This window comes from Shewanella carassii, assembly GCF_002777975.1.
In the GTDB taxonomy this organism is placed as follows: domain Bacteria; phylum Pseudomonadota; class Gammaproteobacteria; order Enterobacterales; family Shewanellaceae; genus Shewanella; species Shewanella carassii.
The window spans coordinates 42,376-58,368 of sequence record NZ_NGVS01000003.1 but is presented as its reverse complement, the minus strand read 5'-3'; the positions used below and the strand labels follow the sequence as shown (position 1 = coordinate 58,368).

At 54.9% G+C, this 15,993-nt stretch carries 16 protein-coding genes; 7 read left to right on the top strand and 9 right to left on the bottom strand.

The features are described from left to right. Nucleotides 1-57 precede the first annotated feature (57 nt). A complete protein-coding gene (locus CBE72_RS00460; protein WP_100141833.1) occupies nt 58-309 on the top strand; it encodes a hypothetical protein in 252 nt (83 codons plus the stop codon). Nucleotides 310-367: 58 nt separating this feature from the next. Here CBE72_RS00460 and CBE72_RS00455 read toward each other — a convergent pair whose 3' ends face one another. Together CBE72_RS00455 and CBE72_RS00450 are read right to left on the bottom strand one after the other, a co-directional pair. Then, entirely contained in the window at nt 368-685 is a 318-nt protein-coding gene (locus tag CBE72_RS00455; protein WP_025011549.1) for a putative quinol monooxygenase, read from the bottom strand. Then, a complete protein-coding gene (locus CBE72_RS00450) occupies nt 686-1,153 on the bottom strand; it encodes a GNAT family N-acetyltransferase (RefSeq protein ID WP_167387626.1) in 468 nt (155 codons plus the stop codon). It abuts the gene before it with no gap. 662 nt (nt 1,154-1,815) lie between these two features. Here CBE72_RS00450 and CBE72_RS00445 point away from each other — a divergent pair. Together CBE72_RS00445 and CBE72_RS00440 are read left to right on the top strand one after the other, a co-directional pair. After that, the gene (locus tag CBE72_RS00445) at nt 1,816-2,790 is read left to right on the top strand and encodes a LysR family transcriptional regulator (protein WP_100141892.1); all 975 of its coding nucleotides are present in this window, start codon (nt 1,816-1,818) and stop codon (nt 2,788-2,790) included. 225 nt (nt 2,791-3,015) lie between these two features. Continuing rightward, nucleotides 3,016-3,405, top strand: a complete 390-nt coding sequence (locus tag CBE72_RS00440; protein ID WP_167387625.1) for a GreA/GreB family elongation factor — start codon at nt 3,016-3,018, stop codon at nt 3,403-3,405. 362 nt (nt 3,406-3,767) lie between these two features. On the opposite strand, the gene CBE72_RS00435 is transcribed toward CBE72_RS00440, so the two are convergent. After that, a complete protein-coding gene (locus CBE72_RS00435; RefSeq protein ID WP_100141832.1) occupies nt 3,768-4,571 on the bottom strand; it encodes an AraC family transcriptional regulator in 804 nt (267 codons plus the stop codon). A gap of 137 nt (nt 4,572-4,708) precedes the next feature. Here CBE72_RS00435 and CBE72_RS00430 point away from each other — a divergent pair, with 137 nt between their 5' ends. Beyond that, nucleotides 4,709-5,596, top strand: a complete 888-nt coding sequence (locus CBE72_RS00430) for a DMT family transporter (RefSeq protein ID WP_229672034.1) — start codon at nt 4,709-4,711, stop codon at nt 5,594-5,596. Nucleotides 5,597-5,908: 312 nt separating this feature from the next. Beyond that, nucleotides 5,909-6,040, top strand: a complete 132-nt coding sequence (locus tag CBE72_RS20535; protein WP_096141150.1) for a hypothetical protein — start codon at nt 5,909-5,911, stop codon at nt 6,038-6,040. 83 nt (nt 6,041-6,123) lie between these two features. Here the strand turns inward: CBE72_RS20535 and CBE72_RS00420 are convergent, their stop codons facing one another. Together CBE72_RS00420 and zntR are read right to left on the bottom strand one after the other, a co-directional pair. Next, complete coding sequence (locus CBE72_RS00420; RefSeq protein ID WP_100141831.1) at nt 6,124-7,458, bottom strand: SO_0444 family Cu/Zn efflux transporter; 1,335 nt, start codon at nt 7,456-7,458, stop codon at nt 6,124-6,126. After that, nucleotides 7,452-7,943 (bottom strand): Zn(2+)-responsive transcriptional regulator, encoded by a 492-nt coding sequence (gene zntR / locus CBE72_RS00415; protein WP_039035242.1) that lies wholly within the window; start codon nt 7,941-7,943, stop codon nt 7,452-7,454. Before zntR ends, CBE72_RS00420 begins: the two co-directional genes overlap by 7 nt. A 276-nt stretch (nt 7,944-8,219) precedes the next feature. Here zntR and purH point away from each other — a divergent pair, with 276 nt between their 5' ends. Together purH and purD are read left to right on the top strand one after the other, a co-directional pair. After that, nucleotides 8,220-9,809 carry a bifunctional phosphoribosylaminoimidazolecarboxamide formyltransferase/IMP cyclohydrolase gene (gene purH, locus CBE72_RS00405; protein ID WP_100141829.1) on the top strand — a complete coding sequence of 530 codons (1,590 nt, stop codon included), beginning with the start codon at nt 8,220-8,222 and terminating at the stop codon, nt 9,807-9,809. A gap of 134 nt (nt 9,810-9,943) precedes the next feature. Further along, the gene (gene purD / locus CBE72_RS00400; protein ID WP_071476006.1) at nt 9,944-11,239 is read left to right on the top strand and encodes a phosphoribosylamine--glycine ligase; all 1,296 of its coding nucleotides are present in this window, start codon (nt 9,944-9,946) and stop codon (nt 11,237-11,239) included. Between the two features lie 148 nt (nt 11,240-11,387). Here purD and CBE72_RS00395 read toward each other — a convergent pair whose 3' ends face one another. From CBE72_RS00395 to CBE72_RS00380, 4 genes are all read right to left on the bottom strand, one after another. Further along, nucleotides 11,388-12,116, bottom strand: coding sequence for a fumarate reductase iron-sulfur subunit (locus CBE72_RS00395; RefSeq protein WP_028781383.1), 729 nt, complete (start codon nt 12,114-12,116; stop codon nt 11,388-11,390). Next, on the bottom strand, nt 12,113-14,140 hold the full coding sequence (locus tag CBE72_RS00390; RefSeq protein ID WP_100141828.1) for a fumarate reductase flavoprotein subunit: 2,028 nt from the start codon (nt 14,138-14,140) through the stop codon (nt 12,113-12,115). Before CBE72_RS00390 ends, CBE72_RS00395 begins: the two co-directional genes overlap by 4 nt. Before the next feature lie 65 nt (nt 14,141-14,205). Continuing rightward, nucleotides 14,206-14,871, bottom strand: coding sequence for a fumarate reductase cytochrome b subunit (locus CBE72_RS00385; protein ID WP_100141827.1), 666 nt, complete (start codon nt 14,869-14,871; stop codon nt 14,206-14,208). A gap of 130 nt (nt 14,872-15,001) precedes the next feature. Continuing rightward, on the bottom strand, nt 15,002-15,727 hold the full coding sequence (locus CBE72_RS00380; protein ID WP_100141826.1) for a fumarate reductase cytochrome b subunit: 726 nt from the start codon (nt 15,725-15,727) through the stop codon (nt 15,002-15,004). Nucleotides 15,728-15,993: the final 266 nt, after the last annotated feature.

Here is a 15,993-nt window from a genome sequence, read left to right as displayed (position 1 = left end):
TACGTAACAGCTGCAGCTCCTTTTAGTCAGCGATGGTTTCCCGGGGTAAGAGTCACTATGATCGCCACACAAGTACCTGACAGACGAAAGCCGGATGCCGACCAGGTTGGCAACAGCATTCATTGGCATGCCATGACTGCCGAGCAACAACTCGCCTTCTATCGCATTCAGGGATATGGATACCGCTTACTGTTTGTACGTAACCTGCTCAGCGGCCCTTTGGCCATCATAGCCCAGCATACCCTGCTGGCGACTATCTCCTCGGCAGGTGAGTTGGATCTGCAGCCGGATATTCGCCTCCGAGCCTGAAAAATGCCCCTAACGGGGCATTTTTAGTTGCAGCTGTTTTCAACTCATACCAGAAATATCAGACGATGATTTCCTGATAAGTCTCTACGTGATGGGACTCTACCAGCTCAGGCATCTGCTGATGGAAATAGTGCTGGATAGCGTCTTTGGCGCAGTGCTGGTCGAAAGATTCGATGTCGACAAACTTCTCAACGAAAGTGATCCGGCGGGGCTCGTCGCGGCTCTGGTTCAATTCGTAGCGAATGCAGCCATCCTCCTTGCGGGTGTCCGGGATCAGCGCTCCCAGAGCCTCAATCAAGGCCTGCTCCTTACCCGGCTTGGCCAGAAAGCTGGCCACACAAACGATTTGACGCTGGTTTATACGATATAACGACATTCAAGTGTCCTTCTTTTGAGAGTGCAACAACATATCCAGATGGGGAATGCCATCTTCCAGATAGACCTCTGAAACCGCTTCAAACCCCAAACTCTGATAAAACGCCCGCAGATACTCCTGCGCACCAATCTTGATATCTTCAGCGGGCCACAGCTTATGGCAGCCGCCAATCGCTTCCTGCATCAGCTGTCTGGCACGGCCACCCCCTCGGGCTTTAGCGGCAACGGCCACCCGGCCGATACTGACTTGGGAATAACTGACCCCGGCTGGCAGCAGCCTGGCATAGGCCAACAACTCTCCGGAGTTGCTGCGGCCAAGCAGGTGCATGGCCCCCACCGCTCTGTCTTTTTCATCCAATTCGGGGTAGGGACAATTTTGCTCTACCACAAAGATGTCCACCCTCAGTTTCATCAATTCATAGAGGGTGTCCAGGGTTAACTCAGCAAAGGGTAATAATTGCCACTGCACGGATAGTACTCTGTTATTTATCGGCCACTCAGCCTACACCAGGCTGAAATCAGGCGCAAAATATCTCAGCAATGAGTACGATGAGAGGGGTGAATATGTATGCTCAATAGACGCACGCTCCAATCATTGACCAACCCCACGAACTGGTCGATAAAACAGTGAACGCCCGTCCCGGCCGTTAAAGTAACCGGCTTTGGTTGTTACGCAAAACCATCTCTCGACGCAGCCGAGAACCAATGGGTGAGAAAAAGCGAATTAACCTGCAGCAGGCAGGATAGGTTTGGTGCCGGAAGCCGATAGCAAGCGCTCGATAACACCTGTAAAGGTATGGTCGGGAAACGCATCGAGATAAACCTGTATCGGCTAACCGGGTCATAGATGGGAGGATCGGAAACTATTCAGTTTTCCACCCAGTTAACCCATCCGGCACCAAGAGTCGAGCAAAAGCAATATCAGTTTTAATATAAGCACGCTCTGTGCCTTCAATAAGTCTGACAACCTATAGCTGTAACCACATTCGAAGAAAGCCGAAAATAACGTCGGCAACCTTGAACATGGGCATTATTAGACTCCTGATTTTTGCGGTGGTATTTTACAACTGTCTCAGCAAGTTTATTAGATGCCATACACTCAACCCACTGTTTCACAGGTGCAACAATAAAATGGATCTCAATCGGGTACAAATTTTTGCTCAAGTTGTTGATAAAGGGAGTTTTACTGCCGCAGCCAAGGCGATGGGCATTACTAAAGCGACCGTTAGCCGCAAGATAGCCGAGTTAGAGCACAACACCGGGGTGCAACTGCTGCTGCGCACCACCCGCAGCCTGAAACTCACCGAGGCCGGTTCCATTTACTTCAACAAGGTCAATAAAATACTCACAGATTTGCGCAGCGCCGAAGATCAACTCAGCGCCAGCCAACAGACTATCCGCGGTAACTTGCGTATCGTTTGCCCGATAGAGTTTGGTCAGCAAGTGCTCGGCCCTGTGATAGCCAGGTTTCTGGAAGACTATCCGCAAATGCAAATAGAAGCCGAGCTGACCAACCGCAAGGTGGATATGGTCGAAGAAGGGATCGATATCATGTTCCATGTCCAGAGAGTCGATGATCCCAGACTAGAAAATTTCCGTTTGATAAATGCCCACAAGGTGCTAATGGCCAGTCCGAAATATCTGCAAAAATTCGGTACACCGCTCACTCCGGCAGAATTGTTCGACCACAGAGGAATACGTCTGGCATCGCCCTACATAGATGGCAACTGGCGGATTTTTGATGGCAAGCAATGGCAAGAGATCATTCCCGACTGCCGCCTTCAGGTCAACAATATCACCCTGGCCAGAGAAGCTGCCATAGATGGTCTTGGGATCGCTAGCCTACCTATGATGATTGCCTATGACGCACTGCAACGCGGCGACTTAGTCCCCATATTGCAAGATTTCCCCATGGAACATGTCACTGTCAATCTCATCTATCCCAAACGCGCCTATCTACCGAGAAAATGCCGCACATTTATCGAATACTTCTATGAAGCCTTGTTCCAACGTTGGGGCAACTTGGTACTGGACGTGCCCCCCTATGTCATTCCACCGGAGAATTGGGCCCAGATGAGCCCGACCAATATCTGCTGCGACCACTGAGGGTTTGCTTTTCCGATCTCCTTGGGCTATGGTGGACGTTGGTTAAATTTTTTCCCTTATTTTTAAGTACTTGCATTGATGTTGCGGAGGCTCATTATGTACAGTCACACTTTACCTCTCAAGAGCACCTCACTGACATTTCCAGTGTAAGCCGGGTGCGGCCGCGCATCCGGCAGTAACAAAGTTTCCTATTCATTTTCCGTTTCAGCCTGTGAGGTTGTGGTGGTGTATAAGTCTTTGTCTGCACTGGCAGATCTATTTTCATTCAAAACATCGCAGCTCTATCTGCAAAACTCGTTCAATGTGTCATTGAGACCGCTGACCCTGGCATCGGTGATCGCCAGGCTGGCACAGCCCTGTCCCGGCGGTGGTGTGGTCCATCCCGGTACCAAAGCACGCCTGCAAAATCTCAAAACCGGCGAGCCTCTCGAAGTAGAGCTGGTATATCCAGAACAACACGACCCCAACTCAGGCCGCTATTCAGTATTGTCCGACCTGGGCGAAGCCCTGCTCGGATGTACCTTGAATGACCTAATTGAAGTGGATGTCCCAGGTGGCCCAGTACTGTTTCAGATCTTATCGCTGAATCAACCAAGGCCCTGCCTACCGACCTAATTGCATGCTTATCACACTGAAATAAGAGGAGATAGTGCCTTGAAGGATTTAACTCAGCCGTGAACGACCCAGTTCAACTGATTTGGGTTATGGCTTACATCTTATTGACCGCCGATTCTTTCCCGGCCGGGAGATAAGGAGCTTGCCCTCACATTGAGCAAAGCGGCGGCATGATGTGAGGGTATTCAAGAGGAGATATGCTCATGAGTAAAGAAAAAGCAAAGAAAAAACCGACTAAATCCCTGAAAGAAAAACGACGGGAAAAACGCGAAAAACGCGCAGATCAGGAGTAATCCCAAACTACTCCGATAGCTTACTTAGTTTCGAGCCACCTTTTTGGGCGCCTTAGGGCGCCCCTTTTTTCAAGGTAAGACAAGCGCACTTCCTTGGGCCAGCTGTTGCCTGTAGGCCTGCGGTGTACAACCTGCGTACTTGCGAAACAGGCTGATAAAGGGCGAAGTCTGGTGGTAACCCAACGTCAGTGCCACCTCCTTCACTGAAATCGCTTGTCGCAGCAGCTGCAAACTGTGGATGAAACGATAGCGTTGCCGCCACTCGGTATAGTTCATTCCAAGCCTTGCCTGGCACAAGCGCGCCAAAGTGCGTTCTGTGGTACCTAAGGTATTGGCCCAGGCGGCAAAACTGCGCCCGCCCTCAGGCTCGGCTTCCAGCTCGGCAGCGATGGCCTGCAACATGGGATGGTCGGTTACCGGTAAAAAGGGTTGCACTTCCCTGGCCTGACTCAGCTGATCCAACAGCACCTTAAGCAGTCTTTGATCCTCAGGTGTATGTGCCAGCTCGACGCCTCTTGAGTTCAAGTCCATCAAAATAGCTTCCGCTATCGGGCTCAATTCCAGCAGGCAGATGTGCTTGGGCAGCCTGGCAGCCAGTTCCTGCGGCACATTCATTGAACTGTACTGCACGCAGCGGCGCATGTAACTCTCATGCTTTACTCCGGCTGGGATCCAGATACCGCACTGCGACAACGACATAAAGCGCCGTCCTTGAGCCACCAGCTCCATCAAACCGCCGCGGCTCAGTTGCAGTTGCCCCCAAGTATGACTGTGCATGGGCGTCAGCGTATCGGGTGAAAATTGCTGGTAGTAGAAGAACACCTGCGAACCGTCACCGGGATGCTGTTCAGGCGGATGATAGATGTTGGCCATATGCAAATGTCCGAAGGCGGGTTGACTTTGTCTGATAACAGATATGTATATCACATAAGACGTGGAATAATCTGCCCCGTATTATCCAACCCAGGTTTGTCTGTTGAGCCTTGCTCTTAGTTCTGAGGAGCCCTGTTTTGTATCTGTTTCCCTTGTTGGCCGTAGCCATCTGGGCCGGCAATAGTCTGGTCAATAAACTCTCCGCCAGTGTCATAGCGCCGGAAGCCATCTCTTTCTACCGTTGGGCTTTTGCACTTTTGCTCTTGACCCCAGTGCTGCTCCCCGGGGTTTGGCGCCGCCGCGCCATGATCCGTCCTCATCTTGGCAAACTCGCCGTGCTGGCAAGCCTGGGAATGGTGCTGAACCAAAGCCTGGCGTATTTTGCCGCCGCGACCACCAGCGCCACTAATATGGCATTGCTCACTTCTCTGGTGCCGGTTCTCAGCCTGCTACTGGCGGTGCCTTTACTCGGAGTAAGGCTCTCCAAATTGGCACTGCTTGGCGCCTTTATCTCCTTCAGTGGTTTGCTGTTTATGCTCAGCCAAGGCGACTTGGCCCGGCTGTCCACCTCAGTGGTTCCCGGCGATCTCCTGTTACTGCTGGCCGCCGTGGTCTATGCCCTCTACGGCGTGCTGTTAAAACGCTGGTCGCTGCAACTGCCGACCTGGGACCTGCTGTATATGCAGATACTGTTCGCCGTGTTCATGCTGTCGCCCCTGCTGCTCTTTGCCAGCAGTATCAGCATCACCCAGGCTTCACTGCCCTTGATAGCCTATGCCGCTATCTGTGCCTCGATTCTGGCACCCTGGGCTTGGATCAAAGCAATAGCCCTACTGGGCACAGAGAGAACCGCCATCTTTATGAACCTGATGCCAATTTTCACTGCCGTGCTGGCATCCACGTTACTGGGTGAGCAGTTGGGAGTCCCTCACTATGTCGGCGGTGCTTTAGTGCTGACCGGGGTCAGCCTGGTGCAGTACCGAGCAAGACGCCCAAGAGCCATGCTCAAGGCGGAAGCACTTTAAAGAAGGGTTGTGGCTGCGAAATACGGCTTGCATATAGGCATGCAAGCCGACGCAGAGCTCAGATAAAACTTGTTCTCGCTCCTTAGTCAAATACCATCTCAAAAACAAAAACTTATTCTCAAATATTCTATTGAAGCCGACAGCAGTATTTCGGCAACAGGCGTAAAATATCCGGGTCGGCTCAGGCCGACCAACTGGTTGAATTACGCCGGTGTCTGACTGACCGGTATGCCAGCTGTAAGTGGATCTTAAATTGCAGGAAGCGGGGAGAGAAACCCCAGCCAGGCTTCCGCTATCAATGGAATCAACACCATGAAAGAGCACAGAAACAGCAAAGAGCAAAAGAAGAAACCCATGCACTCTGCCAAGGAGAAGCGGGCCGCCAAAATGGCCAAGAAACAGGCCAAACTCAATCCTGTGGAGAATATCAAACAAGGCAAATGACCCCCTCCCTTCACAGCCCCTGTTTGGCAATAGATAAAACGAAAGGCGCTCAATCGAGCGCCTTTCCCTTGTGCAGTGGAGTGTCAGCCGGAGCAGCAATCCCGCCGCAGCCAACGCCTGGGGATCTTGTCGTAAATCACCTTGGCCATCAGCAGCGCCAGAACAATCCCCGACCAGTTGACCACGGCCTGTGGCAGTAACTGGTGCTCTTCCCCTATCTGCGGCATCACTTCAAAACCAAAGTTCGCCACCAGCAAGTTCACCAGCATTCCAGCCAGCAGCGCCACTCCGAGTACCCCGCCAAGATAGCCGTAAAGCGCCCGTTTACCCATCTCTTTGGCGACTACGCCTAGGGTGGCTATGTTGGTGGCTGGTCCCGCCAGCATAAACACCAATACAGCGCCCGGAGAAACCCCGGCCAGCAGCAAACCTGCCGCTATCGGCGTCGAAGCTGTGGCACAGATATACATGGGGATGGAGATGAGAACCATCACCAACATGGCCAGAATACCGCCGCCCCATTGGGCCAGGAAGTCTCCCGGCACATAGGTCTGTACCAGCGCGGCAAAGAACAACCCCACCAGCAACCAGATGGCAGTGTCACGCACCAAATCCGTGGCGGCATACTTGAGACCGGCCAGCACTCTATGCAAGACAGACTTCGACTTAAGTTCAGCCGCCATGTCATCACTGTCACAGCAGCTTGAGGCCGATTGTGATGAAGAACAACATGAAGCCGTCTCTACCTTGGGTTGCGAGCAGCAGGACTGAGTGGCTTCCCCCTTGACCGAAGAGCAACAAGACCCGCCGGCGGTGCTGACCTTAGCGGTACTGATCTTAACCGTACTGCAGCAGTCTGCCTCTTGCACCTTGGCCGGGGCACAACAGGAACTCTGAGCTTGTGTCGGCGCGGCCTTGAGAGGACTGTAGTTCTCGGCAGCTGCCAGCTTGAACTGAGCCACGGTTTTGGCTTGAGCCTTCTCCGGCTCGCTCATCTTCACTGCTTCAGAGGGCAAAACCGGCTCATCATCGCGACCAACCAGCAAACCCGCCACTATGGCACTGCATACCGCGGCAATAGGTCTGACAATCGCCATAAAGGGGCCGAGCAGAACATAGGACACAGTGACCGAATCGACACCGGTTTCAGGGGTCGATACCAGAAAAGAGGTGGTGGCCGCCTTGGAGGCGCCACTGCGTCTCAGGCCAACGGCGGCCGGGATAACGCCGCAGGAACACAGCGGCAAAGGCGCGCCCAGCAGGGCCGCCTTAACCGTGGTCTTGAGGCCATGGCCCCCCAATTGTTTTTGCATCCAGCTCATGGGAACAAAAACCTTCAGCAGCCCCGCCAGCACCAGCCCCAATAGCAGCCAGGGTGCCGACTCGAGAAACAGCTCAATAAAATTATCCATCAACATGATTTTGCGCCCCTACTTGCACGGCTATTGGCATGACTGTGATTGTGACCCTTGCCGGTTTCGACTCTGGGGGACAGCTCGTCGTCACAGGACTCCAACGCCTCCAAAATCGAACAATGCTCGGCACTTTCAGGGCCGCCACAGCAAGTATCCGACAGTAACTGCAAAGACTGGCGGAACTGATTAAGCTCGGCAATTTTCTGCTGCACCTTATCCAACTTGTCGTCCACCATGCCTTTGACATCGCTGCAGGCACGGTTGGACTTATCCAGTTCAATGGACAAGAGCTCGGCTATCTCCCCCAGGGTAAAACCCACCGCCTTGGCCCTGAGAATAAACTTCAGCCGCTCGGCATCCCTGTCGCTGTAGACCCGGTAGCCGGAGTCGGTGCGCATAGAGGGTGCCAGCAGGCCGTGTTTCTCGTAAAACCTCAGGGTATCGGCCTTGATATCAAAGCGCTTGGCCAGTTCACCTATCCTGTACATATGCAGTTCCTGCTAATAATTCCTATTCAAGTATAAAGCTTGGAGCTTAATCCAAGGTCAAGTGTTTTTTATCCTCCTTTGAGGCATTGGCTTGTTCGCAGAGCAATATTGTGAAACGCGTAGAAAAAACACCGCCACAAATTGTTTTACGTTAAAATACAGCGCGCCTTGAGGGTTCCCGGACCATTCGAGGGACTTTTGGAAAACAATGCCAATCAGAACTGCCTGGTTTTCCGAAAGATCCTTGAATATAAAAAAGTGGAATACTGTACCCAAATGAATAATGCCAGACCCATACGTCGCGCGCTCTTGAGCGTATCTGATAAGACCGGAATCCTGGAGTTCGCCAAGGCGCTGCATGCCCAGGGCGTTGAACTGCTGTCCACCGGAGGCACCGCCCGCTTGCTGGCGGATAACGCTATACCTGTCATTGAAGTTTCAGACTACACAGGTCACCCAGAGATCATGGATGGCCGGGTCAAGACACTGCATCCCAAAGTGCATGGCGGTATTCTCGCCCGTCGTGGCCAGGACGAAGCCGTCATGGAAGCCAACGGCATAGGCCCGATTGACCTGGTGGCCGTTAACCTCTATCCCTTCGCCGAAACCGTTGCCAAGCCGGGTTGCACCCTGGAAGACGCCATCGAGAATATCGATATCGGCGGCCCGACCATGGTGCGCGCCGCGGCCAAGAACCATAAAGATGTCACCATAGTGGTCAATGCCTCTGACTATCAACGCGTACTGGCAGAAATGGCGGCCCACCAGGGCTCAACCACTCTGGCGACCCGTTTCGATCTGGCCATTGCCGCCTTTGAACATACGGCCACCTATGATGGCATGATAGCCAACTACTTCGGTACTCAGGTTCCGGCCCACAGCAAGGACGAGTGTCATCAGGATTCCAAGTTCCCGCGCACCTTCAACACTCAGCTGCTGAAGAAACAAGATCTGCGTTACGGCGAGAACAGCCACCAGAGTGCCGCCTTCTATGTTGACCTCAACACAGACGAAGCCTCGGTCGCCACTGCCGTACAGCTGCAGGGTAAGGCGCTGTCTTACAACAATATCGCCGACACCGACGCCGCGCTGGAATGCGTCAAGGAGTTTGAGCAACCCGCCTGCGTTATTGTCAAGCACGCCAACCCCTGTGGTGTCGCCCTGGGCAGCGATCTGCTGGACGCTTACAACCGCGCCTTCAAGACAGACCCTACCTCGGCCTTCGGCGGCATCATCGCCTTCAACCGTGAGCTGGATGGCGCCACTGCGGCGGCCATTGTCGAGCGTCAGTTTGTTGAAGTGATCATCGCGCCTAAAGTCAGCGAGCAAGCCCGCGAGCTGGTTGCCAAGAAAGCCAATGTCCGTCTGCTTGAATGTGGTCAGTGGCAAGGCCGTACCAAGGGCCTGGATTACAAGCGGGTCAACGGTGGTCTGCTGATCCAGGACAGAGATCAGGGCATGGTGACCGAGGCCGACCTCAAGGTGGTCAGCAAGCGTCAACCTACTGCCGAAGAAATCAAAGATCTGCTGTTCTGCTGGAAGGTCGCCAAGTTCGTTAAGTCCAACGCCATTGTTTATGCCAAAGACGGCATGACCATAGGGGTGGGCGCAGGTCAAATGAGCCGGGTCTACAGCGCCAAAATCGCCGGTATCAAGGCCGCCGATGAAGGCCTGGTCGTGGAAGGTTCTGTGATGGCATCCGATGCCTTCTTCCCCTTCCGTGACGGTATCGATGCCGCTGCTGCTGCCGGTATCAGCTGCATCATTCAACCCGGTGGCTCCATCCGCGATGAAGAGGTGATTGCCGCTGCAGACGAGCATGGAATGGCCATGGTATTTACCAATATGCGCCACTTCCGTCACTGATAGTCAGCAGGCCCAAACTGGCCTGCACTGATGCAATGAACTTATCGCCGGAATAACCTCCGGCGATTCGCCGTAACAAAGCCCTGCCCGGCCTGAACCTGCCCGCAAGGCGTTAAGCGAAAAAGGATAAGAAGATGCAAGTACTCGTGATTGGTGGTGGCGGTCGTGAACATGCCCTGGCCTGGAAGGCAGCGCAATCTGCCGCCGTGGAAACCGTATTTGTTGCTCCGGGGAATGCCGGCACAGCGCTGGAGCCCAAGCTGGAAAACCTGGCGATAGAAGCCACGGATATCCCGGCACTGCTGGCCTTTGCCAAGCAACAACAGATAGCCCTCACCATAGTCGGCCCAGAGGCCCCTCTGGTACTGGGAGTGGTCGATGCCTTCCGCGCCGAAGGCCTGAATATCTTTGGCCCCACCGAAGCGGCAGCGCAACTGGAAGGCTCCAAGGCCTTTACGAAAGACTTTCTTGCCCGCCACCGGATCCCAACCGCCGACTACCAGAACTTCACTGAAATTGCCCCGGCCAAGGCCTATGTCGCCGAGCTTGCCGGTCGCACTGGTTTCCCTGTGGTGATCAAGGCCGATGGTCTGGCCGCAGGTAAAGGGGTGATCATCGCCCAAGATCAAACCGAGGCCGATGCCGCCATCGACGATATGCTGGCAGGCAACAAGTTCGGCGAAGCCGGCTCCAGAGTGGTCGTTGAGGAGTTTCTGCGCGGCGAAGAAGCCAGCTTTATCGTGATGGTCGACGGCAACAATATTCTGCCTATGGCCACCAGCCAGGATCACAAGGCCCGTGACAACGCCGACAACGGCCCCAACACAGGCGGCATGGGTGCTTACTCCCCGGCGCCGGTCGTCACCCAAACAGTGCACGATTGGGTCATGGCCAATGTTATCCGGCCAACGGTTGACGGCATGGCCGCCGAAGGCAATGTCTACACCGGCTTCCTCTATGCCGGCTTGATGATTGCCGCCGATGGCAGTGCCAAGGTGCTGGAATACAACTGCCGCTTTGGCGACCCCGAGACTCAACCTATCATGATGCGCCTCAAGTCAGATCTGGTGGAGCTCTGCCTGGCCGCCTGCCGTGGTGAGCTGGACAAGGTCAGCGCCGAATATGATCAGCGTGCCGCCGTCGGTGTGGTCATGGCCGCTGGGGGCTATCCGGATGATTACCGCAAGGGTGATGTTATCGAAGGGCTGTCACTCGGCAATAATGAAGCCAAGGTGTTCCACGCCGGTACCAAGATGGTCGATGGCCATGTAGTCACCAATGGCGGCCGGGTATTGTGCGCCACCGCGTTGGGCAACACAGTGACCGAGGCCCAGCAGGCCGCTTATGCCTTGGTGGATGAAGTCCATTGGGACGATGTCTATTTCAGAACCGACATAGGCTATCGCGCCATCGCCCGCGAGCAGGCATAACGGCTTTCACTCAGTTAGCCAGACTCAACAGTCAACAGAAAAGCCCGGAATTTTCCGGGCTTTTTGTTTGAACCTCAGCTTAGCTCTTTGAGGGCTTAGTTCTCTGAAGGCTTAGTCACTTTCTTTTCTGAAGGCTTAGTCACTTGCTTTAAAGCAAGGTGCTGGCCATCTTGCGGCGCAGGTAGGCTATCTGCTGCATATGGGGCAAGTCTTTAGGACAGTTGTCCTGACATCCCAGCAGGGTCATACAACCGAACACCCCATCCTGATTGCCTATCACATGGTAGAAGTCCTCGGCGCTGCGGGCATCGCGGCTATCCAGCTCGAAGCGGGCGATTTTCATCATGCCGACGGCGCCGACAAAGGTGTCGCGCATCTGCTTGGTGGCGCAGGCCGAGACACAGACACCGCACTCCACACAGCGCTCCAGTTCATAGAGTCTGGCGGCTTCCTCCGGGTCCATCGGGGCTTCCAGATGGTGGATATCCTGCTGATCCGGCTTGGGGTGCAGCCACAGCTTGAGCCTTTCAGCCAGCTCACGCATAAACTTGCCTGTGTTGACCGACAGATCCCCTATCAGCTCAAAGCCTGGCAGCGGCATCAGGGTGATCAGTCCATCTGGATATTTGGCGGTCAAGGTGCGGCAAGCCAAGGTAGGAAAGCCGTTGATCACCATGGCGCAGCTGCCGCAAATCCCGGCGCGACAGACAAAGTCGAACTGCAACGATGGGTCCTGCTCCTCCCTGAGGCGATTGAGGGCGATAAATACCGTCATCCCCGGGGTTTCTTGCAGCTGATAGTCCACCATTTGTGGCTTGTCTCCCGCTTGCTGTGGGTCGTAACGGAAGATCCTGAAGGTTAAAGTGCGGCCACTCATGCGTTGTCATCTCCGGCAGGGTTAGGCTGAGAAGGGGTTGAAGTCTGTGGGTAAGCCAGGCGGTCGCTCAGGCGCTCATTGCCGGGGCGCAGGCTTTCCGGCAGTTCGAACGGCATCAGCGCCCGCTGCTTGTCTTCAGCGCCGGCATCCGGCCCCAAAGACGCGAGAATGGCAGCAATCTCCTGCTCGCGTTTGGCGGTATCCGGATGGGCAATGGCATTGTCGGCACCATAGCCGCGATAGCCGGGCGGCAGTTCCATCTGCATCACATCCAGCGCCTCGTAGCTGAGCACAGGCTCCAGCGCATCGGCGTCCGGCCAACTGGCCAGGGTACGGCTGAGCCAGTCTTTGTCGTTACGCTGCGGGTAATCCTCGCGGGCATGGGCGCCACGGCTCTCGGTGCGCGCCAGGGCGCCGCAGGCAACTGTCAGTGCCACCTTAAGCATACGCCTGACCCGTAAGGCCTCGACCAACTCGGGGTTGGCGTGGCGCTTCTTGCAGGTGACAACAATATTGCGCGAGCGAGCCAGCAAATCCTTGAGTTCGGCCACCGCCTTTTCCAGCTCTGGGCCGTTACGGAAGATGCCGACATAGTCCATCATCACTCTTTGCATCAGGCGCTTGAGCTCAAACGGGCTCTCGCCCTGCTCCCGAGCCAGCAGCTCGTCTATCTCCTGGTTGAGCTCATCACGGAAACGCTGCACCAGCGCCGTATCCAGCACCAGCTCCTCCTGCTCGCAGAAGTCGGCCACATATTTACCTATGATCATGCCGCCGACCACGGTTTCCGCCAGCGAATTACCGCCCAAACGGTTAAAGCCATGCATGTCCCAACAGGCCGCCTCACCGACACTGAACAGCCCCTTGAGCTGCGGGCTCTCCCCTGTGTGATTGGTGCGAATACCGCCCATAGAATAGTGCTGGGTCGGCCGCACCGGGATCCACTCTTCGGCCGGATCTATACCGAGGAAGTTCTCGCAGATCTCTTTGACTTCCCTCAGGTTGGTTTCCACATGCTTGCGCCCCAGCAGGGTGATATCCAGCCACAGATGAGGGCCATAGGGGCTGTCGACTCCCTTGCCCTTGCGCATATGCTCTGTCATCCGCCGTGATACCACGTCACGGGAGGCCAGCTCTTTCTTTTCCGGCTCATAGTCAGGCATAAAGCGGTAGCCGTCTTTATCCCGCAGCAAGCCACCGTCTCCACGGCAGCCCTCTGTGGTCAGAATGCCCACGGGCACTATGGCCGTGGGGTGGAACTGCACGGCTTCCATATTGCCAAGGGTCGCGACCCCGGTTTCCAGCGCCAGCGCCTGGCCTATCCCCTCACAGATCACCGCATTGGTGGACACCTCATAGATACGGCCATAGCCACCTGTGGCTATGGTGGTGGCCCGGGCGATATAGGCCCTGAGTTCACCTGTGATCAAACAGCGGGCAATAACCCCATGGCAGCGGCTGCCGTCGTGAATGAGTTTCAGCGCCTCGACCCGCTCATGCACCGGGATATCCATGGAGATCGCCTTATTGTCCACCGCATACAGCAGCGAGTGGCCGGTACCATCGGCGGTGTAACAGGTGCGCCATTTCTTGGTACCGCCAAAGTCGCGGGCGTTGATCAGCCCGTGAGCCTCGGCGGCTTCTTCCAGAGTCACCTTTTCGGCATTGACCACTACTTGACGCGGCCCGGCAGTCACCCTGGTCCAGGGTACGCCCCAGTTAGCCAGCTCACGCACCGCCTTGGGAGCACAGTGGGCGAACATTCGCGCCACCTGCTGATCGCAGCCCCAGTCTGAGCCTTTGACCGTGTCCTGAAAATGCACATCTTCGCTGTCGCCCATGCCCTTGACGGTATTGCCGAGACTGGCCTGCATGCCGCCCTGGGCCGCAGCCGAATGGGAACGCTTGGCAGGGATCAGCGACAGTACCAGGGTATCCAGGCCACGCTCTTTGGAAGCGATGGCTACCCGCAGACCCGCCAATCCGGCGCCGACAACCAACGAATCCGTATAGATGAGTTTCACACACACTCCTTATGGGACGGCCCAATGCCGTTTGCCCGAAAGCTATCTGTTTGGGTTATCGATACTCAGCTCGCGTGGGGCCAAAAGGCCAGCAAGGACGCCAGACCTACGGCGACAAACGCCACACTGAGTATGGTTTTAATTTTTCTAAGGCGCGCCCGGCTGTTGAGATCCCGCGCCGCGCCCCATTTCAATGCCACCCGGTACAGTCCTATGGCGGCATGCAATTCCACTGTCAGCAGCAGTGGCAGATACAAGGCCCAGGCATACTGGTTCCAAATCCTGTCGGCCGAGCCCTGTGGCCCTATGGTTTCCGGGGCCGAACCCACCAACCAAAGATGCACAGGAAGCAACAGCAAAATCACCACTCCGGTCGCGGCCTGCCACACCCACAAGCGGGTATCGCCATGATCAATTTGCACTAGTTGCTGTTTCAGAACCTTTTGCTGCCGGAGCGATAGAGGCAACTTGTGCAAAGCCACCAGCACGTGCAGCAACGCCAACCCGGCAACGGCTATGGCTATCAGACTCACCACCCAGGGATAGCCGTGGCCATCGTCACTGAGAAAACTCAGCTCCATATTGCGGGCCACCCACTCCATTGCCGGCGCCCCCAGCAGTATTGAAGAGACCAGCAACAGGTGGGTCCACAAAAACAGCGCCAACAACACGCCTGAAGCACTCTGCCCCAGATCCAACCAACCTCCCCAGCGCTCATTCAGTCGTATCATCCATATTCTCCCTGTCATCCAATGGCTTAACCGCTTAAAGATAGTCAAACCAATGTGGATCACAAAGGGCGAACGAACCCTGAGGCAGATCAAACTTCTGCCGCTTAATTTACCTTTAACTGATATTGAGTTAACCGGGAACGAACGGCTGTAGCGGCAGGCTCAGATCATTACCTAGCAGCATATAGGTCACCAAACTGCCTAAACCAAGCACAATAAGGTATACAATCAATAGCTTGGCTATTTTTCTCAGGCCACTGCGGTTAAAGCTGAGGCCCCATTTCACCGCCACCCGATACAGGCCTATCATGGCGTGGATCACCACCGCAGGCAGCAGCAGGATATACAGCAGCCAGGTGTTGTCGTGCCAAACCCGGTAGGCCGACATATTGGGGCCGATTTCCGGATTGGCTATCATGGTGACCAGGTGCATGGGCACCAGGAAGAACAGGATAAAGCCGGTGGCCAACTGCCAAAACCAGGCGTGACTATCGCGGTGTTTGATCAGATGCAGGTGGCTGCGCAGCGCCCGCCATTGGCCAAGCTGCGCCGGAAAGCGCCTGAGCGCCATGGCAGCATGCAGTATCACCACCAGCAGAATGAACACAGAGAAGAGTTGCGTCAGCAGTGGGTAACCGTGACCACTGGCACTGAACCAACCGCCTTCCAGCACCTGCACTACCCTATAGAAAGCCTCTTTGCCCAGCATGATGCTGGATTCGAAGTGAAGATGCGCCAACAGAAACATGCCCAGCAAAATGCCGGTGGCACTCTGCAGGCGATCGGCTCTGGCCGACCAGTAATGGCTGTTGGCATGACCGAGCCAGCGCTCAGGGATGTGATATTTTGTCAGCATGTTTTTTGGGTACAGATCCTTGGGATCTACAACATAACTCACAGCCAAACTGCGCCAATGGCCAAAGAGTCTGAGTGTGACCTGCCTCACCCGAAAGTAGGGGTTAATTCGATCTCGCTCACAAATAAGCCGCTTTTAGCAAAACAGAGGTAATACCAATTATCCACTATAAATCAAACGTTTATTTGAAAATTTGAAACGAAAAAGACAGCAAATTACCGTAAATCCAACCGCTGACCGAGCAAAGCTGAAACCGGGTTTCACTC

What these genes read in the sequence shown, in the direction of transcription:
- CBE72_RS00460 (WP_100141833.1), top strand. Translation starts at nt 58, where the DNA reads ATGATCGCCACACAAGTACCTGACAGACGAAAGCCGGATGCCGACCAG.
- CBE72_RS00455 (WP_025011549.1), bottom strand. Translation starts at nt 685, where the DNA reads ATGTCGTTATATCGTATAAACCAGCGTCAAATCGTTTGTGTGGCCAGC.
- CBE72_RS00445 (WP_100141892.1), top strand. Translation starts at nt 1,816, where the DNA reads ATGGATCTCAATCGGGTACAAATTTTTGCTCAAGTTGTTGATAAAGGG.
- CBE72_RS00435 (WP_100141832.1), bottom strand. Translation starts at nt 4,571, where the DNA reads ATGGCCAACATCTATCATCCGCCTGAACAGCATCCCGGTGACGGTTCG.
- CBE72_RS20535 (WP_096141150.1), top strand. Translation starts at nt 5,909, where the DNA reads ATGAAAGAGCACAGAAACAGCAAAGAGCAAAAGAAGAAACCCATGCAC.
- CBE72_RS00420 (WP_100141831.1), bottom strand. Translation starts at nt 7,458, where the DNA reads ATGTTGATGGATAATTTTATTGAGCTGTTTCTCGAGTCGGCACCCTGG.
- zntR (WP_039035242.1), bottom strand. Translation starts at nt 7,943, where the DNA reads ATGTACAGGATAGGTGAACTGGCCAAGCGCTTTGATATCAAGGCCGAT.
- purH (WP_100141829.1), top strand. Translation starts at nt 8,220, where the DNA reads ATGAATAATGCCAGACCCATACGTCGCGCGCTCTTGAGCGTATCTGAT.
- purD (WP_071476006.1), top strand. Translation starts at nt 9,944, where the DNA reads ATGCAAGTACTCGTGATTGGTGGTGGCGGTCGTGAACATGCCCTGGCC.
- CBE72_RS00395 (WP_028781383.1), bottom strand. Translation starts at nt 12,116, where the DNA reads ATGAGTGGCCGCACTTTAACCTTCAGGATCTTCCGTTACGACCCACAG.
- CBE72_RS00385 (WP_100141827.1), bottom strand. Translation starts at nt 14,871, where the DNA reads ATGATACGACTGAATGAGCGCTGGGGAGGTTGGTTGGATCTGGGGCAG.
- CBE72_RS00380 (WP_100141826.1), bottom strand. Translation starts at nt 15,727, where the DNA reads ATGCTGACAAAATATCACATCCCTGAGCGCTGGCTCGGTCATGCCAAC.